At 70.8% G+C, this 24,591-nt stretch carries 27 protein-coding genes; 9 read left to right on the forward strand and 18 right to left on the reverse strand.

All coding sequences use genetic code 11. The features are described 5' to 3' along the window. Positions 1-21: 21 nt before the first annotated feature. From ruvA to ACIBVP_RS10350, 4 genes are all read right to left on the reverse strand, one after another. Positions 22-618, reverse strand: a complete 597-nt coding sequence (gene ruvA, locus ACIBVP_RS10335; RefSeq protein WP_396105739.1) for a Holliday junction branch migration protein RuvA — start codon at positions 616-618, stop codon at positions 22-24. Further along, positions 615-1,190: a crossover junction endodeoxyribonuclease RuvC gene (ruvC, locus tag ACIBVP_RS10340; RefSeq protein WP_396105865.1), complete on the reverse strand. Its 576-nt coding sequence runs from the start codon at positions 1,188-1,190 to the stop codon at positions 615-617. Before ruvC ends, ruvA begins: the two co-directional genes overlap by 4 nt. A 32-nt stretch (positions 1,191-1,222) precedes the next feature. Further along, positions 1,223-2,386 (reverse strand): Cmx/CmrA family chloramphenicol efflux MFS transporter, encoded by a 1,164-nt coding sequence (locus tag ACIBVP_RS10345; protein WP_396105740.1) that lies wholly within the window; start codon positions 2,384-2,386, stop codon positions 1,223-1,225. Between the two features lie 71 nt (positions 2,387-2,457). After that, positions 2,458-3,030, reverse strand: coding sequence for a TetR/AcrR family transcriptional regulator (locus ACIBVP_RS10350; RefSeq protein ID WP_396105741.1), 573 nt, complete (start codon positions 3,028-3,030; stop codon positions 2,458-2,460). Between the two features lie 137 nt (positions 3,031-3,167). Here ACIBVP_RS10350 and ACIBVP_RS10355 point away from each other — a divergent pair, with 137 nt between their 5' ends. The 5 genes from ACIBVP_RS10355 to ACIBVP_RS10375 are packed head-to-tail and all read left to right on the forward strand — an operon-like array spanning position 3,168 to position 8,849. After that, positions 3,168-4,181, forward strand: a complete 1,014-nt coding sequence (locus ACIBVP_RS10355) for a LacI family DNA-binding transcriptional regulator (RefSeq protein WP_396105742.1) — start codon at positions 3,168-3,170, stop codon at positions 4,179-4,181. A 55-nt stretch (positions 4,182-4,236) separates the two neighbouring features. Next, entirely contained in the window at positions 4,237-5,508 is a 1,272-nt protein-coding gene (locus ACIBVP_RS10360) for a sugar ABC transporter substrate-binding protein (protein WP_396105743.1), read from the forward strand. Position 5,509: 1 nt separating this feature from the next. Further along, positions 5,510-6,478: a carbohydrate ABC transporter permease gene (locus tag ACIBVP_RS10365; RefSeq protein WP_396105744.1), complete on the forward strand. Its 969-nt coding sequence runs from the start codon at positions 5,510-5,512 to the stop codon at positions 6,476-6,478. Then, positions 6,471-7,310: a carbohydrate ABC transporter permease gene (locus tag ACIBVP_RS10370; protein WP_396105745.1), complete on the forward strand. Its 840-nt coding sequence runs from the start codon at positions 6,471-6,473 to the stop codon at positions 7,308-7,310. Before ACIBVP_RS10365 ends, ACIBVP_RS10370 begins: the two co-directional genes overlap by 8 nt. 12 nt (positions 7,311-7,322) lie before the next feature. Beyond that, positions 7,323-8,849: a glucoamylase family protein gene (locus ACIBVP_RS10375; protein WP_396105746.1), complete on the forward strand. Its 1,527-nt coding sequence runs from the start codon at positions 7,323-7,325 to the stop codon at positions 8,847-8,849. Here the strand turns inward: ACIBVP_RS10375 and ACIBVP_RS10380 are convergent. Continuing rightward, positions 8,827-10,614, reverse strand: a complete 1,788-nt coding sequence (locus tag ACIBVP_RS10380) for a metallophosphoesterase (protein WP_396105747.1) — start codon at positions 10,612-10,614, stop codon at positions 8,827-8,829. The two genes, ACIBVP_RS10375 and ACIBVP_RS10380, sit on opposite strands and share 23 nt — an antisense overlap. Positions 10,615-10,715: 101 nt before the next feature. Here ACIBVP_RS10380 and ACIBVP_RS10385 point away from each other — a divergent pair, with 101 nt between their 5' ends. Further along, positions 10,716-11,357, forward strand: a complete 642-nt coding sequence (locus ACIBVP_RS10385) for a hypothetical protein (RefSeq protein WP_396105748.1) — start codon at positions 10,716-10,718, stop codon at positions 11,355-11,357. A gap of 119 nt (positions 11,358-11,476) precedes the next feature. Further along, positions 11,477-12,394 carry a hypothetical protein gene (locus tag ACIBVP_RS10390; RefSeq protein ID WP_396105750.1) on the forward strand — a complete coding sequence of 306 codons (918 nt, stop codon included), beginning with the start codon at positions 11,477-11,479 and terminating at the stop codon, positions 12,392-12,394. Between the two features lie 58 nt (positions 12,395-12,452). On the opposite strand, the gene ACIBVP_RS10395 is transcribed toward ACIBVP_RS10390, so the two are convergent. Genes ACIBVP_RS10395 through ACIBVP_RS10430 form a run of 8 tightly spaced genes read right to left on the reverse strand, consistent with a single transcriptional unit; the run spans position 12,453 to position 16,916 of the window. Then, positions 12,453-12,938, reverse strand: a complete 486-nt coding sequence (locus ACIBVP_RS10395; RefSeq protein WP_396105751.1) for a GNAT family N-acetyltransferase — start codon at positions 12,936-12,938, stop codon at positions 12,453-12,455. A gap of 18 nt (positions 12,939-12,956) precedes the next feature. Continuing rightward, entirely contained in the window at positions 12,957-13,280 is a 324-nt protein-coding gene (locus ACIBVP_RS10400; RefSeq protein WP_396105752.1) for a hypothetical protein, read from the reverse strand. Positions 13,281-13,329: 49 nt separating this feature from the next. Continuing rightward, positions 13,330-13,839 carry a DUF4262 domain-containing protein gene (locus tag ACIBVP_RS10405; protein WP_396105753.1) on the reverse strand — a complete coding sequence of 170 codons (510 nt, stop codon included), beginning with the start codon at positions 13,837-13,839 and terminating at the stop codon, positions 13,330-13,332. Next, complete coding sequence (locus tag ACIBVP_RS10410; protein ID WP_396105754.1) at positions 13,836-14,480, reverse strand: hypothetical protein; 645 nt, start codon at positions 14,478-14,480, stop codon at positions 13,836-13,838. Before ACIBVP_RS10410 ends, ACIBVP_RS10405 begins: the two co-directional genes overlap by 4 nt. Continuing rightward, complete coding sequence (locus tag ACIBVP_RS10415) at positions 14,473-15,225, reverse strand: YebC/PmpR family DNA-binding transcriptional regulator (protein ID WP_396105755.1); 753 nt, start codon at positions 15,223-15,225, stop codon at positions 14,473-14,475. Before ACIBVP_RS10415 ends, ACIBVP_RS10410 begins: the two co-directional genes overlap by 8 nt. Continuing rightward, positions 15,222-15,863 (reverse strand): pyridoxal 5'-phosphate synthase glutaminase subunit PdxT, encoded by a 642-nt coding sequence (gene pdxT, locus ACIBVP_RS10420; protein WP_396105756.1) that lies wholly within the window; start codon positions 15,861-15,863, stop codon positions 15,222-15,224. The genes ACIBVP_RS10415 and pdxT overlap by 4 nt, the downstream gene beginning before the upstream one ends. A 31-nt stretch (positions 15,864-15,894) precedes the next feature. Then, positions 15,895-16,227, reverse strand: coding sequence for an AzlD domain-containing protein (locus ACIBVP_RS10425; RefSeq protein ID WP_396105757.1), 333 nt, complete (start codon positions 16,225-16,227; stop codon positions 15,895-15,897). Continuing rightward, entirely contained in the window at positions 16,224-16,916 is a 693-nt protein-coding gene (locus ACIBVP_RS10430) for an AzlC family ABC transporter permease (protein ID WP_396105758.1), read from the reverse strand. The genes ACIBVP_RS10425 and ACIBVP_RS10430 overlap by 4 nt, the downstream gene beginning before the upstream one ends. Positions 16,917-16,995: 79 nt before the next feature. Here ACIBVP_RS10430 and ACIBVP_RS10435 point away from each other — a divergent pair, with 79 nt between their 5' ends. Next, on the forward strand, positions 16,996-17,547 hold the full coding sequence (locus tag ACIBVP_RS10435; RefSeq protein ID WP_396105759.1) for a helix-turn-helix domain-containing protein: 552 nt from the start codon (positions 16,996-16,998) through the stop codon (positions 17,545-17,547). Here ACIBVP_RS10435 and pdxS read toward each other — a convergent pair whose 3' ends face one another. Further along, complete coding sequence (pdxS, locus tag ACIBVP_RS10440) at positions 17,548-18,450, reverse strand: pyridoxal 5'-phosphate synthase lyase subunit PdxS (protein WP_396105760.1); 903 nt, start codon at positions 18,448-18,450, stop codon at positions 17,548-17,550. It lies immediately after the preceding gene. 199 nt (positions 18,451-18,649) lie between these two features. Here pdxS and ACIBVP_RS10445 point away from each other — a divergent pair, with 199 nt between their 5' ends. After that, entirely contained in the window at positions 18,650-20,773 is a 2,124-nt protein-coding gene (locus tag ACIBVP_RS10445) for an elongation factor G-like protein EF-G2 (protein ID WP_396105761.1), read from the forward strand. 74 nt (positions 20,774-20,847) lie between these two features. Here ACIBVP_RS10445 and ACIBVP_RS10450 read toward each other — a convergent pair whose 3' ends face one another. The 4 genes from ACIBVP_RS10450 to pgsA are packed head-to-tail and all read right to left on the reverse strand — an operon-like array spanning position 20,848 to position 24,528. Next, positions 20,848-21,846 (reverse strand): NUDIX hydrolase, encoded by a 999-nt coding sequence (locus ACIBVP_RS10450; RefSeq protein WP_396105762.1) that lies wholly within the window; start codon positions 21,844-21,846, stop codon positions 20,848-20,850. Then, positions 21,843-23,012 (reverse strand): glycosyltransferase family 4 protein, encoded by a 1,170-nt coding sequence (locus ACIBVP_RS10455; protein WP_396105763.1) that lies wholly within the window; start codon positions 23,010-23,012, stop codon positions 21,843-21,845. Before ACIBVP_RS10455 ends, ACIBVP_RS10450 begins: the two co-directional genes overlap by 4 nt. Then, positions 23,009-23,917 carry a phosphatidylinositol mannoside acyltransferase gene (locus tag ACIBVP_RS10460; protein WP_396105764.1) on the reverse strand — a complete coding sequence of 303 codons (909 nt, stop codon included), beginning with the start codon at positions 23,915-23,917 and terminating at the stop codon, positions 23,009-23,011. Before ACIBVP_RS10460 ends, ACIBVP_RS10455 begins: the two co-directional genes overlap by 4 nt. Beyond that, positions 23,914-24,528: a phosphatidylinositol phosphate synthase gene (pgsA, locus tag ACIBVP_RS10465; RefSeq protein WP_396105765.1), complete on the reverse strand. Its 615-nt coding sequence runs from the start codon at positions 24,526-24,528 to the stop codon at positions 23,914-23,916. The genes ACIBVP_RS10460 and pgsA overlap by 4 nt, the downstream gene beginning before the upstream one ends. Positions 24,529-24,591: the final 63 nt, after the last annotated feature.

A 24,591-nucleotide genomic window follows, 5' to 3' on the forward strand; every position in this document is an offset into this window, starting at 1 on the left:
GGCTTCATCGTGCACGACCCGCTACCGCTTCCTGCCCAGGGTGGCGAGCGCCCTGCGCAGGACGGTCGACGTGTCGGCGTGACCGTTCTCGGCGAGCACCCCGTCGACGGCCTGTTCGGCCTGTTTGGCGGCGAACCCGAGCCCGGTGAGCGCCTCGACGACGCTCCCCCGCACCGCGCCGTTGCCGGTGGCGACGGACTCGGCGGTGACGGTGGCCAGGGCGCCGACCTTGTCGCGCAGCTCGACGATGAGGCGTTCCGCACCCTTGCGGCCGATGCCCGGCACCTGCGTGAGCACGGAGACGCTGCCCTCGCCGAGCGCGGCACGCAGCTGGTTCGGGTCGAGGACGGCGAGCGTGGCCATGGCGATGCGCGGGCCGATACCGGACACGGTCTGCAGCAGGCCGAACAGCTCGCGGGCCTGCGAGTCGGCGAACCCGAACAGCGTCAACGAGTCCTCGCGGACGACGAGCGTGGTCTCGAGGATCGCCTCCTCGCCGGTGCGCAGCGTGGCGAGGGTGGCCGGGGTGGCGGTGATCATCAGGCCGACCCCGCCGACCTCGACCACCACGTGGTCCAGGCCGATCGAGAGCACCGTTCCCCGTACGCGCGAGATCATGTGGTCGTCTTCCTCTTGCTTGCGGCTTCGGCGAGCCGGGCTTTGTGCTTGCGGGCGAGTTCGGCGGCCTTCGCCTCGGCCTCGGCGAGCCGGTTGCGCATCGGAGCCCGCCAGATGTGGCAGACGGCGATGGCGATGGCGTCCGCAGCGTCCGCGGGCTTGGGCGCGGTCGTGAGTCCCAGCAGCTTCGTGACCATGGCCGTGACCTGGGCCTTGTCGGCGCGGCCGGAGCCGGTGACCGCGGCCTTGACCTCCGAGGGCGTGTGGAACACGACCGGCAGTCCGCGTTTGGCGGCGGCCAGTGCCACAACGCCGCCCGCCTGGGCGGTGCCCATGGCGGTGCGGACGTTGTACTGGCTGAAGACCCGCTCGACGGCGACCGCGTCGGGCCGGTGCCGGTCGAGCCACTCCTCGACGGCGTCGGACACGGCGAGCAGGCGCACGGCGAGGTCGGCGTCGACCGGGGTGCGCACCACGTCGACCTGGACGCACGTCACCTTCCGGCCGACGGCCCCGTCGACGACGGCGATGCCGCACCTGGTCAGGCCGGGGTCGACGCCCAGCACGCGCATGGTCTTGCCTGTCGAGAACATCAGTTCGAAGCCTAGGGGACCAGAGCCGCCGCCCTCCGCACCGACACGGCCCCGAGCACCACCGCACCGAGTGCGAACACGCCCGCCCCGGCTCCGAGCCACGCGACGACCGGGTAGCCCGCGCCCGCCTCCAGCGCGATGCCGCCGAGCCACGGGCCCGCGGTGATGCCGACGTTGAACGCGGACACGTTCAGCGCGGAGGCCAGGGTCGGGGCCTGTTCCGACTCGCTGAACACGCGGGTGGTGAGGGCGGGGTTGACCGCGAACCCGAACACGCCGACGAGGAAGACCGCCGCGACCGCGGGCACCGGCCGGGTGGCCGCCGTGGCAAGCAGGACGCTCGCGGCGACGAGACCGCCGATGCCGTACGCGAGCGTGCGGAACGGGTACGCGTCGGCGGTGCGGCCACCCACGGTGATGCCGATGAGCGAGCCGATGCCGTAGACCCCGAGCACGACCGGCACCGCGCCGTCCGGCAGGCCGGTGGTCTCGGTCAGCAGCGGAGCGAGGTAACCGAACGTGACGATCAGCGCGGTCATGAGCAGTGCGGTCGTCGCGTAGGCGAGCCACAGCCGCGGGTTGGCCATAGCGCGCAACTCGGCGCCGACGCTCGGCCTCACCGCGCCGCCAGGTCCATTGTGGATGGTTAGCGCGGCGGCCGCCGCCGCGGCCAGCGACAGCGCCGCCACCACCCAGAACGCAGCGCGCCAGCCGAGGTTCTGGCCCACGAGCGTGCCGAGCGGGAGCCCGACGACGGTCGCGATGGTCAGCCCACCCGCGACCACGCCGATGGCCCGGCCCCGGCGGTCGGCGGGCACGATCGACAGCACCGTGACCGCGGCGACGGACCAGAACCCGCCGTAGACGAACGCGCTCAGCGCCCGGGTGACCATCAGGACGTCATAACTGTCCGTGAGTGCTCCGACGGCGTGCAGTGCGGCGAACAGCACGAGAAAGCCGACGAGCGTCACGCGCCTGCGCCACCGCAGCGTGAGCACGGCGAGCACGGGCGCGCCGACCAGCATGCCGACCGCGAACGCCGAGATCAGCAGACCGGCCTGCGGGATGCCGACGCCGAGGTCGCCGGACAGTTCGGGCAGCAGCCCGGCGAGCATCATCTCCGAGGTGCCCTGGGCGAAGATCGCGAGCCCCAGGACGTAGACGGCGACCGGCAAGGTGTCCTCCAGTTTTGGATTGATTGGTTCAAAACAAGGGCAGGCGAAACGCCGTCGTTCCGCGCCGAAACTCAGATGGCGGACAGCGCCGTACGCGCGACCGACTCGATCGTGGCGCGGTCGGCACCCGCCCTGGCCATGACCCGCATGCCGTTGATCGACGACACCACGAAGTGGGCGAGCGCGGCCGGGTCCTTGTCGGCCGCGACCTCCCCCGCCGCGCGCCCGGCGGTGAACGCGTCCCGCAGCGCGGCGAAGCGACGGTCCTGGTCGGTCCGGAGCAGGGCGGCGACGTGTTCGTCACGCGGACCCAGTTCGACCAGCGAGTTGACGACGAGGCAGCCGAGCGGGTCGTCCTCGGGCGGGTCCACCGACTGCCACAGCAGCGTGCGGACCTTCTCCCGCACCGGGCGGGCATCGGCGAGCAACGCGAGCGTGGTGGCCGTCCGCTCGGTCATGTACCTGGTCAGCGCCTGCTCGAACAGGTCCCGCTTGCTGCGGAACGTGTTGTAGATGCTGGACCGGCCGAGCCCGGTCGCCTCGCACAGGTCCTGTGTCGAGGTGGCCTCGTAGCCCTCGGACCAGAACGCCCGCATGGCGGCGTCCAGTGCGCGGTCCTCGTCGAACTCCCTGGGCCTCGGCATGCCGCCAACCGTACCAAAGTTTTGGAATGTTCGATTCACAACCCCTGGTCAGCGGCAATGAAAGCGCCTTCACTTGACATGCGTGTTAGAACTGCACACAGCAGAAATGTAAGCGCTTCCAACGACGGAAGGCCGCTATGTCGGGTCGGGAACGACGGCCGGTCACCATCTACGAGGTGGCCGAACGGGCCGGGGTGTCGATCGCCACCGTGTCCCGCGCGCTGCGCGACTCCGACCTGGTCGCGCCCGCCACGCGACGGCGCGTCCAGCAGGTCGCCGAGGAACTGCGCTTCCGCCCCAGCCGCGCCGGCCGCGCGCTCGCCGAGGGCCAGCACGCCGCGAACGGCATCGTGTTCCCCGACCTGTCCGGCCCGTACTACGCCGAGGTGGTGCTCGGGTACGAGGAGGTCGTCGCCGAACTGGGCCGCAGCGTCCTGATCCTCGCCACCAACGGCCGCGCGAAGGCCGAGGAGGCGGTGCTCGAACTGGCCGGCCGCGTCGACGGCATGGTGATCATGGGCCGCACGGTCGGCGACCACGTGGTGGCCCGCATCGCCGACACCGGGCTGCCGCTCGTGCTGCTCGCACGCCCGCCGGTCGGGCTCGTCGACACCGTGACCGCCGACAACGAGTCGAGTGCCCGCGACCTGACCGCGCACCTGCTCGGTCACGGCCACCGCCGCATCGCGTTCCTCGGCGACCCGGCCGAGTCACCGGACGTCGCCGGGCGCTACACGGGCTTCCGCCGCGCGCTCACCGACGGCGGGTTCACGGTCCCGGCCGCGACCCCGTGCGCGTTCGACGTCCGGTCCGGCTACGCGGCGGCGAAGGACCTGCTCCGCACCCGCCCCGACGCGGTGGTGTGCGCCAACGACGAGGTGGCGCTCGGGGCGCTGCGCGCCGCCGAGGACCTGGGGCTCGACGTGCCCGGCGACGTCGCACTGACCGGCTGGGACGACATCATGGCCGCCGGCTACGCCCGGCTGACCACCGTGCACCAGTCGATGCGCGAACTGGGCGCGACCGCCGCGCGCTGGCTCGACGAGCGCATCGGCGGCTCGACGACGGACCGACAGACCCTGGCACGCCGCGAGGTGCTGCCGACCCGGCTGGTGATCCGCGCCAGCTGCGGGCCGCACAGCGACGGATGAGCGGAGAAGCGGTGCGGCCAGTTCAACCCAGGAGTCACGAACCCGGAGGTACACCATGACCCGACCCAGCAGGCGAACAGTCTTACTCGCGGCGGTTACCGCCGCCGCGCTCGCCGCGTCGGCGTGCGGGCGCGACAGCGAGGACGCGGGCGCCCAGCAGGGCGAGGAGGTCGCCGCGGGCAAGGCGTCCGGCGACATCACCGTGTGGGCCATGGGCACCGAGGGCGAGAAGCTGTCGGTGCTCGCCGACGACTTCATGAAGGAGAACCCCGACGCCAAGGTCACCGTCACGCCGGTGCCGTGGGACGGCGCGCACAACAAGCTCGCCGCCGCGATCGCGGGCCAGGAGACGCCGGACGTGACCATGCTCGGCACCACGTGGATCGGCGAGTTCGCGAAGACCGGCGCGCTGGACGTGGTGCCGCCGGACTTCGTGTCCGAGGACGACTTCTTCCCCGGCGCGTGGGAGACGGGCGTCGTCGACGGCACCTCCTACAGCGTCCCGTGGTACGTCGAGACCCGGCTGCTGTACGTGAACAAGGCCGTCGCCGAGAAGGCCGGGATCACCGAGGCGCCCACCACGTGGGACGACCTGAAGCAGGCCATGAAGGCCATGCAGTCCAAGGGCGGCGCCAAGTGGGGCACCTACCTGCAGCCCGGCCAGATGGGCGCCTGGCAGACCGTGATGCCGTTCGTGTGGCAGAACGGCGGCGACATCCACGACGGGTCGAAGTTCACGTTGGACTCCCCGCAGGCCGTCGAGGCGCTGGAGTACTACCGGTCCTTCTACGACGAGGGTCTGTCCACGAAGGACCGGCTGCGTGAGGGCGAGCCCGAGCCGAAGCTCCTCTCCGGCGAGATCGCGTCGTTCGTTTCCGGGCCGTGGCACATCGGGCTGCTGGACGAGCTGGGCGGTGAGGGCAAGTACGACCTGTGGCCGATGCCATCCGGCGACGGCGACTACACCTCGTTCATCGGCGGCTCCAACATGTCCGTGTTCAAGAACACCGAGAACCGCGACGCCGCCTGGAAGTTCGTGTCGTACCTGATGCGGCCCGAGGTGCAGGTCAAGTGGTACCAGACGGTGTCGGACCTGCCGTCGGTGCAGGCCGCGTGGGACGACGAGACGCTCGCCGGCGACCCGCAGCTGAAGGTGTTCGGCGACCAGCTCGACAAGGCCAAGGCACCGCCGTCGATCCCGACGTGGGAGCAGATCGCCGCGGGCATCGACAGCGAGCTGGAGAAGGTCGCGAAGGGCACCGAGTCGGCCGCCGACGCGGCGAAGGCCATGCAGTCCCAGGCCACGTCGATCGGCACGGGTGGCTGACGTGCCGGACGTACGGGACCGCACCGTCCCGCGAGACCCGGCCGCGGACTCCGCGGTCGTGCCGGGCCCGCGCCCGCCCGCGCGGGCCCGGCGAACCAACCGGACGCTGACCGGCTGGGGTTTCGCGCTGCCGTTCGCGGTCCTGTTCCTCGTGTTCACCGCGGGGCCGGTGGTCGCGTCGCTCGTGCTGAGCGTGACCGACCTGCGCAGCGCGGACCTGCTCGACCCGTTCAACGTCGACGTGGTCGGGCTGGAGAACTACGTCCGGCTGTTCTCCGACGAGAAGTTCCTGACCGCGGCGGGCAACACGGCCGTGTTCGTGGTGTTCGGCGTGCCGCTCACCATGGCGCTGTCGCTGCTCGTCGCGCTGGGGCTCAACTCGGGGCTGGTGCGGTTCCGGACGCTGTTCCGGGTCGGCTACTACCTGCCGGTCGTCACCAGCATCGTGGCGATCTCCGTGGTGTGGCGGTTCGTGCTGCAACCCGACACCGGGCTGCTCAACGAGGTCCTCGGTTTCGTCGGGATCCAGGGCCCGAACTGGCTCAACAACGAGGCGTTCGCGCTGCCGACGCTGATCGTGATGGGTGCGTGGCGCAACCTCGGGTTCGGCATGGTGATCTTCCTCGCCGGACTGCAGGCCATCCCGAAGGACCTGTACGAGGCGGCCACGATCGACGGCGCGAAGCGGTTCGCGCAGTTCCGGTACCTGACGTTGCCGATGCTGCGGCCCACCATGCTGTTCGTCGCCGTGATCACCACGATCGGCTACGTGCAGTTCTTCGAGGAGCCGTTCGTGATGACGCAGGGCGGCCCGCTCGACTCGACGCTGTCGATGGCGTACGCGACCTACAACCAGTTCGGGTTCGGCAACTACGGCTACGCGTCGGCCATGGGCTACGTGCTGTTCGTCGTCGTGGTGCTGCTGTCCATCGCCTGGTTCAAGCTGCTGAGGAACAACGTCGATGAATGAGCGCCTGCGTTCCCGGGACCGCGTCGCCAAGGCGGTGCTGTACGTGCTGCTGTTCGGCGGGCTGCTGCTCGTCGTCGGGCCGTTCGTCTGGATGCTGCTGTCCTCGTTCAAACCCGAGGGCGAGATCCGCGCCGACCCACCCACGTGGTGGCCGAACGACCCGACGCTCGCGAACTACGGGAACCTGTTCGACCGGCTGGACTTCCCCACGTACTTCACGAACTCGGCCGTCGTCGCGGTCGTCACGACCGTCGGCAACCTGCTGTTCTGCTCGGCCGCGGGCTACGCGCTCGCGAAGCTCCCGTTCGCGGGCAGGAAAGTGCTGTTCGGGATCGTGCTCGGCACGTTGATGGTGCCGAGCATTGTCACAATGGTGCCGCTGTTCGTGCTGTCGTCCAACCTGGGGCTGGTCAACACGCTCGCCGGGCTGATCCTCCCGTACCTGGCGCAGGCGTTCGGCGTGTTCCTGATGCGGCAGTTCATCCTGTCCATCCCGGACGACCTGCTGGAGGCCGCGCGGATCGACGCGGCGAGCGAGCTGCGGATCTACTGGCAGATCGTGCTGCCGCTGTGCCGTCCCGCGCTCGCGACGCTCGGCATCCTCACGTTCCTGGCCTCCTGGAACAACTTCCTCTGGCCGCTGGTGGCGGCCACCGAGGAGGAGACCTACACCCTGCCGGTCGCGCTCGCGCTGTACGCGATCGGCCAGAACCGGACCGAGTACGACCTGTTGCTCGCGGGCGCGGTCGTGGTCGTGCTGCCGGTGCTCGTCGTGTTCATCCTGCTGCAACGTCATTTCGTCCGCGGAATCGCGACGACCGGACTGAAGTAAGAGGAGCCACGCATGTCCCGGTTACGACTGGCTGGTGTCGCGGTGCTGGCCGCGGCATTGCTGTCCCCGCTGGCGCCTGCCACGGCGTCGGCCGCGGCACCCCACCTGTCGCTGGTGCGCGACACGTGGCGCTCGTTCGACGCGATGACCGTGCCGGAGACGGGGATGCCCGCCGACAACATCGGCGGCGACCTCGACCCGGCGACCCGGTCGGAGTACACGTCGCCGACGAACATCGGCTCGTACCTGTGGTCGGCGATCGTCGCCGAGGACCTCGGCGTGATCTCCCGGCGGGAACTGGTGTCCCGCACGAAGAAGACGCTGTCGTCGGTCGCCCGGCTGCAACGGCACCCGGCGTCCGGCCAGTTCTACAACTGGTACGACCCGGCGACACTCGAACGCCTCACCACGTGGCCGGAGGACGGGTCGGTGGTGCACCCGTTCGCGTCCAGTGTGGACAACGCGTGGCTCGCGGCCGCGCTGATGGTGGTCCGCAACGCGGTGCCCGAGGCGCGGACGCAGGCGCAGGAACTCCTCGACCCCATGGACTTCGCGTTCTACTACGACCCGCGGGGCCGCGGCCCGGACGTGCCCGCCGGGTTGATGCGCGGCGGTTTCTGGGACTCTCCTCCCCCGCAGTGCTCGCTGCCCGGCAACTACACGGGTGTCGGCCCGGAGGTGTACTACACGTGCCACACCTACGGCTCGTTCGCGTCCGAGACCCGCATGATCAGCTACGTCGCGATCGCGCTCGGCCAGGTGCCGCCCGCGCACTACTTCGCGCCGTGGCGGACGTTCCCCGACACGTGTGACTGGGCCTGGCAGGAGCAGAAGCCCTCCGGTGAGTTCGTGGACTACCTCGGTGTGCCGGTGTTCGAGGGCCACTACACCTACCGCGGCCTGAAGTTCGTGCCGACGTGGGGCGGCGACATGTTCGAGGCGCTGATGCCGGACATGTTCGTGCCCGAGGTCCGCTGGGGCACCAACTCGTGGGCGCGGCAGCACTCGGTGTACGTGCGCGGCCAGATCGAACACGGCCTGAACGACGCGAAGTACGGCCACTGGGGCTTCTCGCCCGCGTCCAACCCGGCGGGCGGGTACCGCGAGTACGGCGTGGACGCGATGGGCCTCGACGGCCCCGGCTACACGAGCGACCAGGAGAAGACCGCGGTGGACGTGGGCTTCGAGGGCTGCCGTGAAGCACAACCACTGCCCTCCTCGTACGGCGACGGGGTCGTGACCCCGCACGCGGTGGTGCTCGCGCTGCCGTACCAGCCGCGCGCCGCGCTCACCGAACTGGCCAAGCTGCGCCGCGACTTCGACGCCTACGGCCCGGGCGGCTACTACGACTCGATCGCCGTCCGCAGCGGCACGGTCGCCAGGCGGTACCTCGCGTTGGACCAGGGCATGATCATGGGTGCGCTGGGCAACCTGCTCGGCGACGACATCCTGCGGGACGCGTTCACCAAGGGTGGCGCGGAGGAACACCTGCGCCCGGTCATGGCGATGGAGGAGTTCAACCTCCCCCGCCGCCAGTGACCCGTCGGGGGGCCGGGGCGGATGGGGCAACCCCCTCACCCGTCCGCCCCGGCGTCCCCACTCCTCGCGAGTCGGACGGCGGCACCTTGATCGGTGGCTCGATGAGAGCCGGGGTGAGCGGCTGCAGCGGCAGCAGCCACGGGTCGGTCGGCGCGCCGTCCGGGTTGGGCCGCCACTCACGGCACACGCGGTCCACCTTCACCGGGTGGATCGTCAACACGCCGTCGCGACCGATGTGCAGACGCAGGAAGCCTTTGTGGTCCTCGATGCTCTGGCCCGCCATCACCTCGTTGAGGTTGATGCCGAACCGGCTCGCGATCAGCAGGTACAGCGCGACCACCTCCGCGTCGACGAAGCCGATCACCACCAGCGTGCCGGCCGTGCCGATGCCGAAGATCACCCAGTCCGCGGTCGTGCCGCCGGGCAGGACGTCGTGGTAGAGCCAGCGGATCACCACCGCCCAGCCGACGCTCAACGACAGGTGTGCCACGGCGTGCAGCACCCCGGCGAGGACGTTGACCCGGTTCGTCTCGGGTAGGTCGATCCGCGCGAACGCCACCCCGGCCAACACGAGCACGACCGTCGCGAACACCGCGGGCGACCACGCGGCGAGCAGACCGAACACACCGGACCGCGTCGCGGACTCGCCGAGGCCGTACAGCATCGCCATCGTCGCGAGGAGCTGGACGACGCCGGTCAGTCCCCAGAAACTGGGGTTGCGCCACGGCAACCGGAAGATCCCCGCCGCGAGCCGGCCGGTGCGGCTCGGGTAGCGGGCCGTCAGCTGGTAACGGGACGGCGGCGACGGTTCCCGCACCCGCGACTTCGCGCCGGGCAGGTCGAGCGTGGGCGGCATCCGGTCGGTCGACGCGAGGTACGCGCCGCCGAGCCCGGCCGTGATCTTCTGGCCGGTGCCGCCTTCCTCGGCGTAGCGCACATAGTGGTGCTTGTCGCCGGTCAGCATGACGCGGACCTTCGCGCCGCGCGGGCGGACCACCTCGCGCTGGAAGAACTCGATGGTGTCGTACCCCTTCGCACGGCCACCGCACCCGGCCTCCACCCACGCGGGCGTCGACGTGCACAGGATGATCGAGTCGCCCTCCCGCAGCTCGGCGGAGGCGCCGCGGAAGTACTCGAGCTGCGGTGCGTCCACGTAGTCGTCGAACTGGGTGTCGATGGCGTAGAGCCACCAGCCGTGCGGCAACCGGATCGCGAAGTAGCTGCGGGTCTGCTCGGTCTGCCAGCCGCCGAAGGGCCGCCGCTGCGCGAAGACGCGGAGGAACGACGTGAGCCCGTCGTACCAGTCGTGGTTGCCGGGCAAGGCGAACAGCGTCGGCGCGTCCTCCGGCGACTCGGGTAACGCGGCGCGGTAGACGCCTTTGCTGCGGTCCTCGTAGGCGTTGGTGGACGCCGCCGGGTAGACCTGGTCGCCGCCCATGACGAGGAGGCGGCCGCGTGGTGTCGGGCCGTCGAGCTCCAGCTGCGGCGCGGCGAGCAGCGACGCGATCGAGTAGGTGGCGTCGAAGCCGTCCCCGAGGTCGGCGACGAAGTCGAACCACAGCTCGTCGTCGCCGCCGTGGTCGTACACCTGCGCGGGCAGGCTGCCCTGCAGCTCGCGTTTGTCCGCGTAGGAACCGAAGATCCCGGCGAGCATCGACTGCAGACCGGTGCTGATCAGGACTTTCGGCGCGAGCCAGCGCACCGCCTCGCGGGGCCGGAAACCGAGCTGCTCCTCGGACATGTCGAGTGGGCGCGGTCGTGCCATTCGTTCAGGGTGGTGCAAGATCGTCCGTATGTCCACGGTCCCGGCCACGGCACTGCTACTTTCCCGTGCCGACACTGCAGTCCGGAAAGTTGGGGACCTCCATGACGAGCGGCACGCCGCAACCACCTGACGAGAACGAGTCCACCCCGGTCGCGGCGCCCGCGCCGGTTCCGCCACGGGCGGCTCCGGGCACGGGACTCGGCGCCGTCGCCGTCGTCCTCGGTGGCCTCGGTTGCCTGCTGCCGCTGACACCGTTCGCGTTCAGCGACGCGCGGGACTGGATCCCGTTGGTGTTCGCGGTGCCCGGCATCGTCTTCGGGCTCTACGGGTGCACCAGCCGCAACCGCGGCAACATGCTGGCGATCGTCGGCGCGATCCTGTGCACGATCGCGATCGGGCTGTCGACGGTCGCGCTCACCAAGTTCTGGGGCAACCCGGGCGCCCCCGGCGACGACACCGAGGAGCTGCTGCGCGACGAGATCGACGTGCACCTCGGCGAACTGCAGCAGAACCCCGCGACCGGCATCGTGTCCATGTCGGTCACGATCTACAACAAGGGGTCCGACTTCGCCTCCTACGTGGTGACGTTCGACGTCAACGACGACGAAGGCGCGTGCGAGGCCCAGGCGTACGCGGAGGACCTGATGCCCGGGGCGAGCGTCCGGGACATGGTCCACACCTGCAACCCGGGACTCGACCCGGAGGAGTTCAACGCCCAGATCACCAAGGTGGAGCGACGCTGACCGACGGTCAGCGCGGGCCGTGGCCGGGCGGCGGGTAACCCTGCGGCGGGTACGGCCCACCGGGGCCCATCGCCGGGCCGGGCATTCCCTGCGGGGTGCCATGTCCCGTGGGACCGGGCATGCCGGGGCCCATCCACTGGCCGGGCGGCGGTGTCCCCGGACCCATCGCGGGACCGGGCGTTCCCGGCCCGAACATCCCCGGCCCGGGACCGGGCATGCCGGGCGGCGGCGTCCCCGGACCCGTTGCCGGGCCAGGCATTCCCGGCGCGGCCATCGCCGGTTGCGGCATCCCCGGCTGCGGCATTCCTGGCTGCGGCATTCCTGGCGCGGCCATCGGAGGCGCGGCCAACACAGGCTGCGGCACTCCCGACTGCGACATCCCCGGTGCGGCCATCGAAGGCGCGGCCATCGCCGGTTGCGACACTCCCGACTGCGGCATCCCCGGTTGCGGCATCCCCGGCTGCGGCACCCCCGGCTGCGGCATCCCCGGCGCGGCCATCGAAGGCGCGGCCAACACAGGCTGCGGCACACCCGACTGCGACATCCCCGGTGCGGCCATCGAAGGCGCGGCCATCGCCGGTTGCGACACTCCCGACTGCGGCACTCCCGACTGCGGCACACCCGACTGCGGCATCCCCGGCTGCGGCACTCCCGGCGGCATCCCCGGCTGCGGCACTCCCGGCGGCATCCCCGGCTGCTGCATGCCCGGCCCTGGCATCCCAGAACCCGGCATTCCCGGTGCACCCATCGGCCCGGGTCCCGCCATGGCAGGTGCCGGTCCCGGCATCCCGGCCGTTCCCGGGTCGCCCATGCCACCGGTCGCGGCCATGTGCCGCGCCTGCTCACCCGGCACCCGCTGCTCGCTCTCGCACGCGGTGCAGAACAGCGTGTGCTTCTTGTTGATCGGGAAGAGCGGGATCCAGAACAACGTGAACTTCGTCGTCAGCTTGCGCAGCACGTGTTCCGCGTTGTTGCCGCACTGGGAGCACACCAGGTGCAGCACGGCCAGCACCTGGACGTACGTCTTCCAGCCATAGATGATCATCCGGGTCGCCTTCGTCGAAGGGCAGCGAGGGGCCGAGACTACGCGACTCCCTAACGGGACTTCGCCGTGGTTCGTCTGGGTTTCTCCAACACCACCAACGCGACTCCGGCGGTGTCGGTGGTCTCGCCGACGACCTCGTAACCCGCGGTGCGGTAGAGGCGAAGACTGCCCGCACTGTCGACACCGGTGATCAGCCAGAACGTGCCGACCTCGACCGGGGCCGCCGCCTCGACCGCGGCCAGCAGCGCGCGCCCGATCCCCCGGCCCTGCAGGTCCGGTGCCACCGAGAACCGCGCGACCTCCATCCGGTCGCCGTCGACCCGGCCGCGGACCGACCCGGCCAGTCGCGAGCCGTCCCACGCGCCGAACGCCAGCACCCCGGACGCCAGGTCCGCGCGCAGTTCGTCGAGTGTCTCGACCAGCGGCGGGATGCGGGGCGCGTCGTAGTGCTGTGCCTCGGTCACGTACGCGGCGCGCTGCACGGTCAGCGCCTCCCCCGCGTGCGCCACCGTGAGTGGTCCGATGTGGATGGTCACGGGGCTAGTGCACCACAGTCAGCGCTGCTGGTACTGCATCGGGCTCGGGTGCTGCTGCTGGACCGGCCGCGGCGCACGGTTGCCGACCGCCGCCGCGGCCGTCATGAACCCGATGCCGGTGAGGCCGAGGCACACCGTGATCGGCAGCTCGCCGATGTCGAGCCGCATGAACGTGTCGCTCGGCTGCCTGGTGTAGCACTCGGTGTTCTGGTCGGCGGCCGTCGGCGGTTCGCACACCCAGGTCACGCTGCCCGCGACCCGCAGCTCGTCCTCGGTGCCCATCGTCCACGCGAACGAGGCGCCGAGGAAGACGAACCCCATGACCAGGAAGAAGATCTTCATGGCCGGAGCTTGTCCGGTCCCACTTTCCTGCCGCTTTGCTCGCGCTTGCTCAGGGTCCGTCGACGCCGGGGGTCCAGCTCTCCGGTGCGTGTGTGGCGGTCAGGATCGGCTGCCACCGGTCGAACCCGGCCGGGGCCTCCGGCTCCCACGGCCACATGTCGTCCGGGGTGGCGGTGATCAGCTGCACCGCGTCGAAGTCGCCGTCGGGGTGGAGGAGGAAGACGCTGCCGAAGTACGTGAAGTAGTGCCCCTTGCTGACGTACTCGACCGTGACCAGCACACCCTCGATGAGGTCGTCCCACACCGAACCGGGCGGGAACTCCTCGCCCTCGCCCGCCCGCCGCACGTAGTTGCGCACGAGGAACTCGCCCGCGCCGCGCGGCAGGCCGATCGTCACGGCCTCGGGCACCCCGAACCGCCGCCACGCGCCGACCGTGAACGTGTACGGCGGGTGCTGCTCGTCGCCGACGACCTCGACGACAGCGGCGCCGTGCGCGTTGGACTCGGCGATGAACTGGTCCCGCAGGCGCCGCTCCTCCTCACCGAGTCCGGTAGTCATCGCGACACCTCCGGTGCGACCTGGGCGACCTGCCACGACATGGCCTTCACCTTGCCGATGGCGTACAGCACGTACCCCGCGACGAGCACGGCCAGCATGAAGGACAGGACCGCACCGGCGAACGTGCTGCTGTCGGGGTCGAGGAAACCGCCGTACAGCGACGGCCTGGCCATCATGAAGTACACGAGGTAGGCGAGCGGGAACAGCAGCCACGAGAACGGGTGCCACCAGCGCACCCGTGCCTGGCCGCGGCCGACCAGCACCCAGTCGGCGAGCACGACCACCGGCGTGATCACGTGCTCGAACAGCGAGTACGTGTCGTCGACGTCCCCGCTCATCAGCGCCTGGTACGTCCCGGCGACGAGCAGCAGCACGACGCACACGGCGCCACGCAGCCACGGTGACGCGGGCTCGTGCGCGCGGCCGCCGGTGAACAGCGGGTAGGCCGCCAGCCCGAGGTACACCACACCGGTGAGCAGGCTCGCCTGCTGGGACAGGGCGGGCCACGGGTCGGACATGAACGCGACCGCGGCGAAGAACCCCGTGAACGCGCACGCCGCCACCACCAGCCGCCACGCGACGACGCCGGTGAGCACACCGACGGGCAGGCGTGGTGGCGGCGGTAAGTGCGGGTTATGCATCAACCTCGGCCATGACGTCGTCGGACACGTCGAAGTTGGCGTACACGTTCTGCACGTCGTCGCTGTCCTCGAGCGCGTCGATCAGCCGGAACACCTTGCGGGCGGCGTCGGCGTCGAGGGGGACGCTGACCGACGGCAGGAAGCTCGCCTCGGCCGACTCGTAGTCGTAGCCGGCGTCCTGCAGCGCCGTGCGCACCGCGACCAGGTCGGTGGCCTCGGAGACCACCTCGAAGCTCTCGCCGAGGTCGTTGACCTCCTCGGCACCGGCTTCGAGGACGGCCATCAGCACGTCGTCCTCGGACAGCCCGTTCTTCGGCAGGAGCACGACGCCCTTGCGGTTGAACAGGTACGACACCGAACCCGGGTCGGCCATGGAGCCGCCGTTGCGGGTCATGGCGGTGCGGACCTCGCTCGCGGCGCGGTTGCGGTTGTCGGTGAGGCACTCGATCAGCACGGCGACGCCGTTGGGGCCGTAGCCCTCATACATGATCGTCTGCCAGTCGGCGCCGCCCGCCTCCTCGCCACCACCGCGCTTGCGGGCGCGCTCGATGTTGTCCTGCGGGACCGAGTTCTTCTTCGCCTTCTGGATGGCGTCGAACAGCGTCGGGTTGCCGTCCGGGTCACCGCCACCGGTACGGGCCGCGACCTCGATGTTCTTGATCAGCTTGGCGAAGAGCTTGCCCCGCTTGGCATCGAGTGCGGCCTTCTTGTGCTTGGTTGTGGCCCATTTTGAGTGGCCGCTCACGATCTACCCTCCACCATTTCGACAAACAGTCTGTGTACGCGCGTGTCCCCAGTGAGCTCCGGGTGGAACGCCGTGGCCAGCACGGATCCCTGCCGGACCGCGACGATCCTACCGGCGGCCGCCTCACCGCCCGGGACGTCCGGGTCATCACTCACCCGTGCCAGCACCTCGACCCGCGGCGACGCCGACTCTACCCAGGGTGCGCGGATGAACACCGCGTGCACCGGGCCGCCGCCTCCGACGTCGCTGACACCGGCGAACTCGAGGTCCTCCTCGAACGAGTCGACCTGCCGCCCGAACGCGTTCCGGCGGACGATCATGTCCAGCCCGCCGAGCTGGTGCTGGTCGGATCGACCGTCGAGCACCTTGGTGGCGAGCAGGATCATCCCGGCGCAGGAGCCGTAGACCGGCAGGCCGTCCGCGATGCGCTCACGCAGCGGGACCAGGAGTTCGAAGATGTCGAGCAGCCGCGACATGGTCGTCGACTCGCCACCCGGCAGCACCAGACCGTCCACTTCGGACAGCTCGGTCAGCCTGCGGACGGCGGTGGCGCGCGCGCCACTGCTCTCGAGCGCGGCGAGGTGCTCGCGCACGTCACCCTGCAGCGCGAGCACACCGATCAGCGGACCAGCGGACACCTGTTGACCTCCTGTGATTCGTTCAGCTTACTTAGGGCACGCCGAGCGCCCGCAGACCGGCCGCGACCACGGCGGCCACGACCACCACGACGACGAACGGCGCTTTGCGCCACGCCAGCACCCCGCCCGCGAGCACCCCCGCGGGGAGCGCGAACCCGGCGAAGGAGCCACCGTCGGTGAGCGCCGCGGTGGCGATGAGCGCGACCAGCAGGACCGTGGCCGCGACCGACAGGAGTTCGGCGAGCCGGGGCGGCAGTTCGGCCGCGCCACCGTGCGCTCTGGCCAGCCGGGCCCGCAGCAACGGACCGGCCAGCCGGAACGCGTACGTACCGGCCGCGAGGACGAGGATCGCGGTGATCGTCATGCCGCCACCTCCTCCTTCCTCGGCGCGGGGATGAGCACGACCAGCCCGGCGAGCGACAGCAGCACCGGCACCCCGGCGGGCAGGAACGGCGTGGTGACCAGCGCGACCGCGGCGCCGAGCAGCGCGGCGTTGCGGGTCCGCGCGTTCTTCAGCGCGGGCAGCACCAGCGCGAGCAGCGCGGCCGGGAACGCGGCGTCGAGGCCGAACGCGTCGGTGTCGCCGATGACCTGACCGGCCGCCGCGCCGACGATCGTGCCGAGGTTCCACACCACGAACGCCGTCGTGCCGAGGAACCAGAACACCGCCCGTGCGCGGGCGGGGTCGTTCCGCTGCGCCAGCGCGAACGCGACCGACTCGTCGATGAGCAGGTGCGAGCCGACGATCCGCGCGAGCGGGCGGCGGCCCATGATGTCGCCGAGCGCCAGCCCGAACGGCAGGTGCCGCGCGTTGAGCAGCAGCGCACCGGCCACCGCCGCGACCAGCCCGCCGCCCGCGGCGACGACGCCGACCACCATGAACTGCGACCCGCCCGCGAAGACCAGCACCGACAGGGCCGACGGCATCCACCAGTCGAGCCCGCTCGCCACGGCGATCGCGCCGAACGACACGCCGACGACCGCGATCGCGCCTGCCATGGCCAGGGTGTCACGTTGCAGGGAAGGGGTGAGTGTTCGCCAGATCGAACGCATGTCTCCTACAATGAACACCAGCCAAGCCGTTCGTCAAGGCGAACGATCGGTCTCACACACCGAACATGGGAGGTCGCGCATGGCGCAGGCGCCGCTCGACGTCATCGCCTTCTCGCTGCGCCGCGAGCGGGAACGCGCCGGCCTGTCGCTGTCCGAACTGGCCAAGAAGGCGGGCATCGCCAAGTCGACGCTGTCACAGCTGGAGTCCGCCGCGGGCAACCCGAGCGTCGAGACGCTGTGGGCACTCGGCGTCGCGCTGGACGTGCCGTTCAGCAGGCTCGTCGAACCCGCGCGCCCGAAGGTGCAGATCATCCGCGCCGGCGAGGGCCCCGCGGTCTACTCCGAGCGCGCCGACTACGTGGCCACGCTGCTGGCGTCCTGTCCGCCCAACGCCCGCCGCGACATCTACCTGATCACCGCCGAGCCGGGTTCCGCCCGCGAGTCCGAACCGCACATGCCCGGCGTGGTCGAACACGTCGTGCTGTGCGCCGGCCGGGCACGGCTCGGTCTCACCGACGAACCGGTGGAGGTCGGCCCGGGCGACTACGTGGCCTACCCGGGCGACCTCCCCCACGTCTTCGAAGCGCTCGAACCCGGCACCTTCTCGGTGATGGTGTCCGAGCACGTGTGACTACCAGCCGCGCTCGGCGAGCCGGTGCGGCTCGGGCACGTCCGCGACGTTGATGCCGACCATGGCCTCGCCGAGGCCGCGCGATACCTTCGCGAGCACGTCGGGGTCGTCGTGGAACGCGGTCGCCTTCACGATCGCGTCGGCGCGCTTGGCCGGGTCACCCGACTTGAAGATGCCGGAGCCGACGAACACGCCCTCGGCGCCGAGCTGCATCATCATCGCCGCGTCGGCCGGGGTCGCGATGCCGCCCGCGGTGAACAGCACCACCGGCAGCTTGCCGAGCTGCGCCACCTCCTTGACCAGCTCGTACGGCGCCTGCAGCTCCTTGGCGGCGACGAACAGCTCGTCCTCGGGCAGCGAGGTCAGCCGCTTGATCTCGGCACGGATCTTCCGCATGTGCGTGGTCGCGTTGGACACGTCACCCGTGCCCGCCTCGCCCTTCGAGCGGATCATGGCCGCGCCCTCGGTGATCCGGCGCAGCGCCTCGCCCAGGTTCGTCGCACCGCACACGAACGGCACGGTGAACTGCCACTTGTCGATGTGGTTGGCGTAGTCGGCCGGGGTCAGCACCTCGGACTCGTCGACGTAGTCCACGCCCAGCGCCTGCAGGACCCGCGCCTCGACGAAGTGGCCGATGCGGGCCTTGGCCATCACCGGGATGGAGACCGCGTTGATGATCCCGTCGATCAGGTCCGGGTCGCTCATGCGGGCCACACCGCCCTGCGCGCGGATGTCCGCGGGCACCCGCTCGAGCGCCATCACGGCGACCGCGCCGGCGTCCTCGGCGATCTTCGCCTGCTCGGCGGTGACCACGTCCATGATCACGCCGCCCTTGAGCATCTCCGCCATGCCCCGCTTGACACGCGCCGTGCCCGTCTCCGGAGTGGTCGAAACCTCGGTCACCTGACTGTCCTTCCTATATGGATTCCCTGGCCAGTGTAGGTGTGATGTGGCCCCCGCCAGCGTGCCAATTCCGAGGTATCTCGCCAGGCCACTTTTCTGCTTGGGGTTGTCCTACCTGGTAAACAGGTGTGAGATCGAGCACATAGCGGACACCAAGCATCCGGGCTGACAACGCAGTCAGTTGGAAAGGGTGAGATGCATGGCCAAGAATTCCGACAACGGCGGTGGTGGCGGAGCCGCGGTCGCTGTAGACGACCCGGCCAAAGTGCGGAACATCGTTCTCGTCGGGCCTTCCGGTTCCGGGAAGACCACCCTCACGGAAGCCCTGCTCACCGCCGCAGGCGTGATCAGCAGGGCGGGCACGGTCACCGACGGCACCACGGTCTGCGACCACGACCCGGCGGCGCAGCGGCAGCAGCGGTCGGTCGGGTTGTCCGTCGCGCCGCTGGTGCACAACGACGTCAAGATCAACCTGATCGACACCCCGGGCTACGCCGACTTCGTCGGCGAGGTGCGCGCCGGCCTGCGCGCCGCGGACGCCGCGCTGTTCGTCGTGTGCGCGGCCGAGGGCGTCGACCCGGCGACCATCGCGCTCTGGGAGGAGTGCGCCGCGGTGCACATGCCGCGCGCCGTGGTGGTCGCGCGGCTGGACCACCAGCGCGCGGACGCCGACGCCGAGATCCGGGCCTGTCAGGAGGCCTTCGGCGCGGGCGTGCTGCCGCTCTACCTCCCGTCGACGGGCAAGCCGGGCCTGCTGGGGCTGATCACGCGCCGGTTCTTCGACTACTCGAACGGCTACCCGCCCACGGTGAGCGAACCGGACGAGGCCGACCTCGCGCGGATCGACGAGGCACGCAACGAGCTGATCGAGGGGATCATCGCCGAGAGCGAGGACGAGACCCTCATGGACCGCTACCTCGAGGGCGAGGACATCGAGACCGAGACCCTGATCTCGGACCTCGAGACCGCCGTCGCGCGCGGTTCCTTCCACCCCGTCATCCCGGTGTGCGCGACCAGCGGTGTCGGTCTCGCCGAGCTGCTCGAAGCGTTGACCGGCGCGTTCCCGTCACCCCTCGAACACACCGTGCCGGACGTGACCGACGTCCACGGCAGGAACGGCAACCGGATCTCCGCGGACCCGAACGGCCCGCTCGTGGCCGAGGTCGTGCGCACGGCCATCGACTCCTACGTCGGCCGCGTGTCACTCGTCCGGGTGTTCTCCGGGACGTTGCGGCCGGAGCGGCCGGTGCACATCTCCGGGCACGGCATGGCCGACCGCGGCCACGAGGACCACGACGTCGACGAACGCGTGGCGCACATCTACTCGCCGCTCGGGTCGAACCTGCGCGAGGTCTCCCACTGCGTCGCCGGCGACATCTGCGCGCTGACCAAGCTCGGTTCCGCGGAGACCGGCGACACCGTGTCCAGCCCGGACAAGCCGCTGTTGATGCGGCCGTGGACGATGCCGGAACCGCTGCTGCCGGTGGCGATCGTCGCGAAGACCCGCAGCGACGAGGACAGCCTGTCCCGCAACCTGTCCCGGCTCGTCGCGGGCGACCCGACGCTGCGACTGGAACGCAACGCCGAGACCCACCAGCTCGTGCTGTGGTGCATGGGTGAGGCGCACGCCGACGTCGTGCTGGCGCGGCTGCGTGCCGGTGGCGCGGACGTCGACACCGAACCGGTGAAGGTCGCGCTGCGGGAGACGTTCGCGGGCAAGGCACGCGGGCACGGCAGGCACGTCAAGCAGTCCGGCGGGCACGGCCAGTACGCCGTGTGCGACATCGAGGTGGAGCCGCTGCCGGTGGGTTCCGGGTTCGAGTTCGCGGACAAGGTCGTCGGCGGGGCCGTGCCGTCACAGTTCATCGGCTCGGTCGAGAAGGGCGTCCGCGCGCAGCTGGAGAAGGGACTGCATGCGGGCCACCCGGTGGTCGACCTGCGCGTGACCCTGTTCGACGGCAAGGCCCACAGCGTCGACTCCTCCGACGCGGCGTTCCAGATGGCGGGTTCGCTCGCGTTGAAGGACGCCGCCGCGAACGGCCGGATCTCGCTGTTGGAACCGGTCGACGAGGTGGCCGTGCGGCTGCCGGACGACCACCTCGGCACGGTGCTGGGCGACCTGTCGTCCCGGCGCGGCCGCGTGCTCGGCACGGAGGCCGACGCGTCACCGGGCTACAGCGTGGTCCGCGCCGAGGTCCCGGCGACGGCGCTGCTGCGGTACGCGATCGACCTGCGTGCCATGACGTCCGGCTCTGCGACGTTCACCCGCACGTTCGCGCGGTACGACCCGCTACCGGAGTCACTGGCCGCCCAGATCACGTAAGGCCACTGCTCTGAAAGACTGCCCTGACAGACGCTTCGGGACACTCAACGTCCCGGAAGCGTTTTTCAGGGCAGTCAGCGGACCGTGCGGACCGTGCCGTTCCACGGGTTCGACAGGACCTCGGGCAGCAGGGTCGACAGCTGCACCGGGTACACGGTCGCCTCGGTGGCGCGCAGTTCCTCGGCCGTCCACCACTTGTGTCCGTCGACCGTGTCGTTCTCCAGCTCGGTGAACCCGGACGTGTCGACGTGCACCTCCTGCGCGAGGTCGGCGACGAAGAACCACTCCTCGCCGTCGTAGGTGCGGCCGTCGAAGCTGAACGCGACGCGCCGCCGCCACACCGGGCCGACGAGCGCGTCGTCGGAGAGCTTCACGCCGGTCTCCTCGGCCAGCTCACGCAACGCGGCCGTGCGCAGGTCCTCCCCCGGCTCGACGCCACCGCCGACGGTGAACCAGAACCGCGTGTCCGGGCGGATCGGGTCGTGGCCGTTGAACAGCAGCACCCTGCGCTCGGCGTCGATCAGCAGCACGCGCGCGGACGGGCGCGGCAGCGGCCCGGCGTCCGACTCTCCGGACAGGGTCGGCTCGACGATCTCGAAGTACTCGGGCCGCGGCGCCGTGCCCGCGAGCTTCAGCCACCGCACCGGCCTGCGGCGCCGTTGCGTGAGCGTGTCGCGGACGGCGTCGTTGTGCACCCGCCGCGCGATCACCACACGGTGTTCCGCGTCCAGCAGCTCGGCGGCCAGCGCGAGCGGCAGCTTCGCCCGGTCCACGGCCGCGAGCTGGAGCGACAGCCGGTTCTCGGCCTCCTCGCGCTCGTCGCGCGGGGTGCCCTCGGCGCGTTCGGCCTCGGCACGCAGCCGGTCCGCGCCCACGTCGTCGAGCCGGATCGCCGCCGCCACCGCACGCGCCACGACCGCTCGCCGTGCCAGCGCCGCGTCGAGCGCCGCCCATGCCGCGTCGGTGCGCACGTGCAACCGGTCGAGCCGGTTCGCGGTCGCGGCGAGCCACAACCCCAGGAGCAGAGCGACGACGAGAACAACGACGACAAGCGTGACGACCAACGCTGTCACGACACCTCACCAGACTCGAGACCGGCACCTGACTCGACGATCCGCCGTGGGTCGGCGGCGATCGCCTGCTCGTAGACCCGCAGCACCTGGCCGGACAGCACCGTCCAGTCGAACGCCGTCACGCGCCTGCGTGCGGTCGCCACGAGCGACGCACGCCGCTGCGGGGAGACAAGCATCCCGCGCAGCGCGTCGGCGAGCCCGACCGGGTCGCCGACCGGGAAGAGGACGCCCGCGGACCCGGCCGCGTCATTGGCGCCGAGGACGCGCCGGAACGCGTCGAGGTCGCTGCCGACCACCGCCGCACCGGCCGACATGGCCTCGGTGAGGATCATGCCGAAGCTCTCGCCGCCGGTGTTGGGCGCGCAGTAGACGTCGACACTGCGCAGCGCCCGCGCCTTCACCACGTCGTCGGCCTGCCCGAGCAGCACGAGCCGGTCCGCCAGCTCCGGCCCGGCCTGGCGGCGCAGTTCGTCCTGGTCGCCACCGCCCACGACCAGCAACCGCAGCCCGGGGAGCTCCGGGGCCAGGATCCTCATGGCGGCCAACAGGACCGGCATGCCCTTGCGCGGCTCGGTGAACCGGCCGACGAAGCCGATCGTGCCGCCCTCGCGCGGGTAGCCGGGCAGCGGTTCGGCGGCGGAGAAGAACGAGACGTCCACCCCGTTGGGGATCTCCACCGCGTCGCCGCCGAGGTGTTCGACCTGCACGCGGCGGGCGAGCGCGGACACGGCGATCCGCGCGGTGATCTTCTCCAGGAACGGCCGCAGCACCGGCTGGAACGCCGCCAGCGTGCGCGACCGCGAGGTGGACGTGTGGAAGGTGGCGACGATCGGGCCGTCGGCGATCATCAACGCCAGCAGCGACAGGCTCGGCGTCGTCGGCTCGTGCAGGTGCAGCACGTCGAAGTCGTGTTCACGGATCCAGCGGCGCACCCGCCGGTAGGACACCGGCCCGAACGACAGCCGCGCCACCGAACCGTTGTAGGGGATGCCGACGGAGCGGCCGGCGGGACGCACGAAGTCGGGCAGCGGCGTGTCCTCGTCGGCCGGGGCGAGCACGTCGACCTCGTGGCCCCGCTTGCGCAGCGCCTTCGCGAGGTCGAGCACGTGGGACTGCACCCCTCCGGGTACCTCGAAGGAGTACGGGCACACGATGCCGATCTTCATCGCGATCCCTGCAGTGCCTTCCGTCGGTCGTCGTCGAGGTCGGCGAGCCAGAGCTTCTGCATCATGTGCCAGTCGGCCGGGCTGGTGGCGATGTCGGCGGCGAACGCGTCGGCCATCCGCTGTGTCGCCGGGGCCACGTCCTCGCGGCCGTGCACGTGGACCGGTGTGTGGATCCGCAGGCTCCAGCCGTCCTCGGTGAACGTGTTGTCCACGATCAGCAGCTCCGCACCGGTGGACGCGGCGAGCCGCGCGGGACCGACGGGCATCCTGGTCTCCTCGCCGAAGAAGGTGACCGGGACGCCGCGCTTCGACAGGTCCCGGTCGGCGACCAGGCACACGACCTTGTTGGCGCGCAGGCGTTCCATCAGCACCCGGTACGCGCCGCCCTCGCTGGGCAGGATCTCGAACCCGAGCGACTCGCGGTAGGACACGAACCGCTGGTAGAGCGACTCGGGCTTGAGCCGTTCGTTGACCGTGGTGAAGGGGCCGCAGTGGCCGACCAGCCAGATGCCGGACACGTCGAAGTTGCCGGTGTGCGGCAGCGCGAGGATCACGCCCTTGCCGCGTTCCAGGGCCGCGTCGACCAGCGGCTTGCCGACCACGAGGTCGTCGACCTGGCGGTAAATCGCCTTGTGGTCCATGCCGGGCAGGCGGAAGGTCTCCTTCCAGTACCTGGCGTACGACCGCAGACCCGCGCGGACCAGTTCGTCCAGCTCGGCGGGCCCGGCCTGGGGCACCACGCGCGCGTAGTTGCGGCGCATCTGCCGGGTGCCCGGCCCGTTGCGGCGCGCGCCGAGGTCGGCAGCCGCCCGGAACACCCCGTTCGCCATCGGCTCCGGCATGCCGCGCACCACGGCCCAGCCGGTGGCGTAGGCGAGATCGGACAACCGTTGCGTGACACTCATGTAGCCTCCGCTGCCGCCGCCGACTGCCGCACCGCGACCAGCCGCTGTCCCACCGTGATCACCGAGCCGACGACGAGCAGCCACAGTGCCACGTCGACCGCGTAGGGCACCCCGAGCCCCGTCAGGCCGGTGCCGACCAGCGCGATGATGAGCCGCTCGGCCCGCTCGACCAAGCCGACGTTCGCCGACAGCCCGGCGGCCTCGGCCCGCGCCTTGACGTAGGAGATGACCTGACCGAGCACCAGGCAGGTCAACGCGGCCGCACCGAGCGGCCTGCTGTCCGCCACCTCGAAGGAGTACCACGCGATGCCCGCCATCAACGCACCGTCCGCGATCCGGTCGCACACCGAGTCGAGCACGCCGCCGAACTTCGTGCCGCCACCCTGTGCGCGTGCCATCGCGCCGTCGAGCAGGTCGAGCATGACGAAGCCCCACACGACGAACGTGCCCGCCAGCAGCTGTCCCGTCGGGAAGAGCCACAGCGCGAACCCGACCGCGCCCGCGGTGCCGATGAGCGTCATCCCGTTCGGCGTGAGCCCCACCCGCACGAGGGCCGCACCGATCGGATCGGTGACGCGCGAGACCGAGGCTCTGGCGAAGATGTTCAGCATGGGCGCGGCTGGCCTCACGGATGGCGGTAACGGGTGGCCCTGGCAGCCTACTGGGTTGAATCA

It is taken from the genome of Actinophytocola sp. NPDC049390, assembly GCF_044466355.1.
In the GTDB taxonomy this organism is placed as follows: domain Bacteria; phylum Actinomycetota; class Actinomycetes; order Mycobacteriales; family Pseudonocardiaceae; genus Actinophytocola.

Bases quoted from the DNA above. Each gene is read 5' to 3' on its own strand.
- ruvA (WP_396105739.1), bottom strand. From the start codon at position 618: ATGATCTCGCGCGTACGGGGAACGGTGCTCTCGATCGGCCTGGACCAC.
- ruvC (WP_396105865.1), bottom strand. From the start codon at position 1,190: ATGCGCGTGCTGGGCGTCGACCCCGGCCTGACCAGGTGCGGCATCGCC.
- ACIBVP_RS10350 (WP_396105741.1), bottom strand. From the start codon at position 3,030: ATGCCGAGGCCCAGGGAGTTCGACGAGGACCGCGCACTGGACGCCGCC.
- ACIBVP_RS10355 (WP_396105742.1), top strand. From the start codon at position 3,168: ATGTCGGGTCGGGAACGACGGCCGGTCACCATCTACGAGGTGGCCGAA.
- ACIBVP_RS10360 (WP_396105743.1), top strand. From the start codon at position 4,237: ATGACCCGACCCAGCAGGCGAACAGTCTTACTCGCGGCGGTTACCGCC.
- ACIBVP_RS10370 (WP_396105745.1), top strand. From the start codon at position 6,471: ATGAATGAGCGCCTGCGTTCCCGGGACCGCGTCGCCAAGGCGGTGCTG.
- ACIBVP_RS10375 (WP_396105746.1), top strand. From the start codon at position 7,323: ATGTCCCGGTTACGACTGGCTGGTGTCGCGGTGCTGGCCGCGGCATTG.
- ACIBVP_RS10380 (WP_396105747.1), bottom strand. From the start codon at position 10,614: ATGGCACGACCGCGCCCACTCGACATGTCCGAGGAGCAGCTCGGTTTC.
- ACIBVP_RS10385 (WP_396105748.1), top strand. From the start codon at position 10,716: ATGACGAGCGGCACGCCGCAACCACCTGACGAGAACGAGTCCACCCCG.
- ACIBVP_RS10390 (WP_396105750.1), top strand. From the start codon at position 11,477: ATGCCGGGGCCCATCCACTGGCCGGGCGGCGGTGTCCCCGGACCCATC.
- ACIBVP_RS10400 (WP_396105752.1), bottom strand. From the start codon at position 13,280: ATGAAGATCTTCTTCCTGGTCATGGGGTTCGTCTTCCTCGGCGCCTCG.
- ACIBVP_RS10405 (WP_396105753.1), bottom strand. From the start codon at position 13,839: ATGACTACCGGACTCGGTGAGGAGGAGCGGCGCCTGCGGGACCAGTTC.
- ACIBVP_RS10410 (WP_396105754.1), bottom strand. From the start codon at position 14,480: ATGCATAACCCGCACTTACCGCCGCCACCACGCCTGCCCGTCGGTGTG.
- ACIBVP_RS10425 (WP_396105757.1), bottom strand. From the start codon at position 16,227: ATGACGATCACCGCGATCCTCGTCCTCGCGGCCGGTACGTACGCGTTC.
- ACIBVP_RS10430 (WP_396105758.1), bottom strand. From the start codon at position 16,916: ATGCGTTCGATCTGGCGAACACTCACCCCTTCCCTGCAACGTGACACC.
- ACIBVP_RS10435 (WP_396105759.1), top strand. From the start codon at position 16,996: ATGGCGCAGGCGCCGCTCGACGTCATCGCCTTCTCGCTGCGCCGCGAG.
- ACIBVP_RS10445 (WP_396105761.1), top strand. From the start codon at position 18,650: ATGGCCAAGAATTCCGACAACGGCGGTGGTGGCGGAGCCGCGGTCGCT.
- ACIBVP_RS10455 (WP_396105763.1), bottom strand. From the start codon at position 23,012: ATGAAGATCGGCATCGTGTGCCCGTACTCCTTCGAGGTACCCGGAGGG.
- ACIBVP_RS10460 (WP_396105764.1), bottom strand. From the start codon at position 23,917: ATGAGTGTCACGCAACGGTTGTCCGATCTCGCCTACGCCACCGGCTGG.
- pgsA (WP_396105765.1), bottom strand. From the start codon at position 24,528: ATGCTGAACATCTTCGCCAGAGCCTCGGTCTCGCGCGTCACCGATCCG.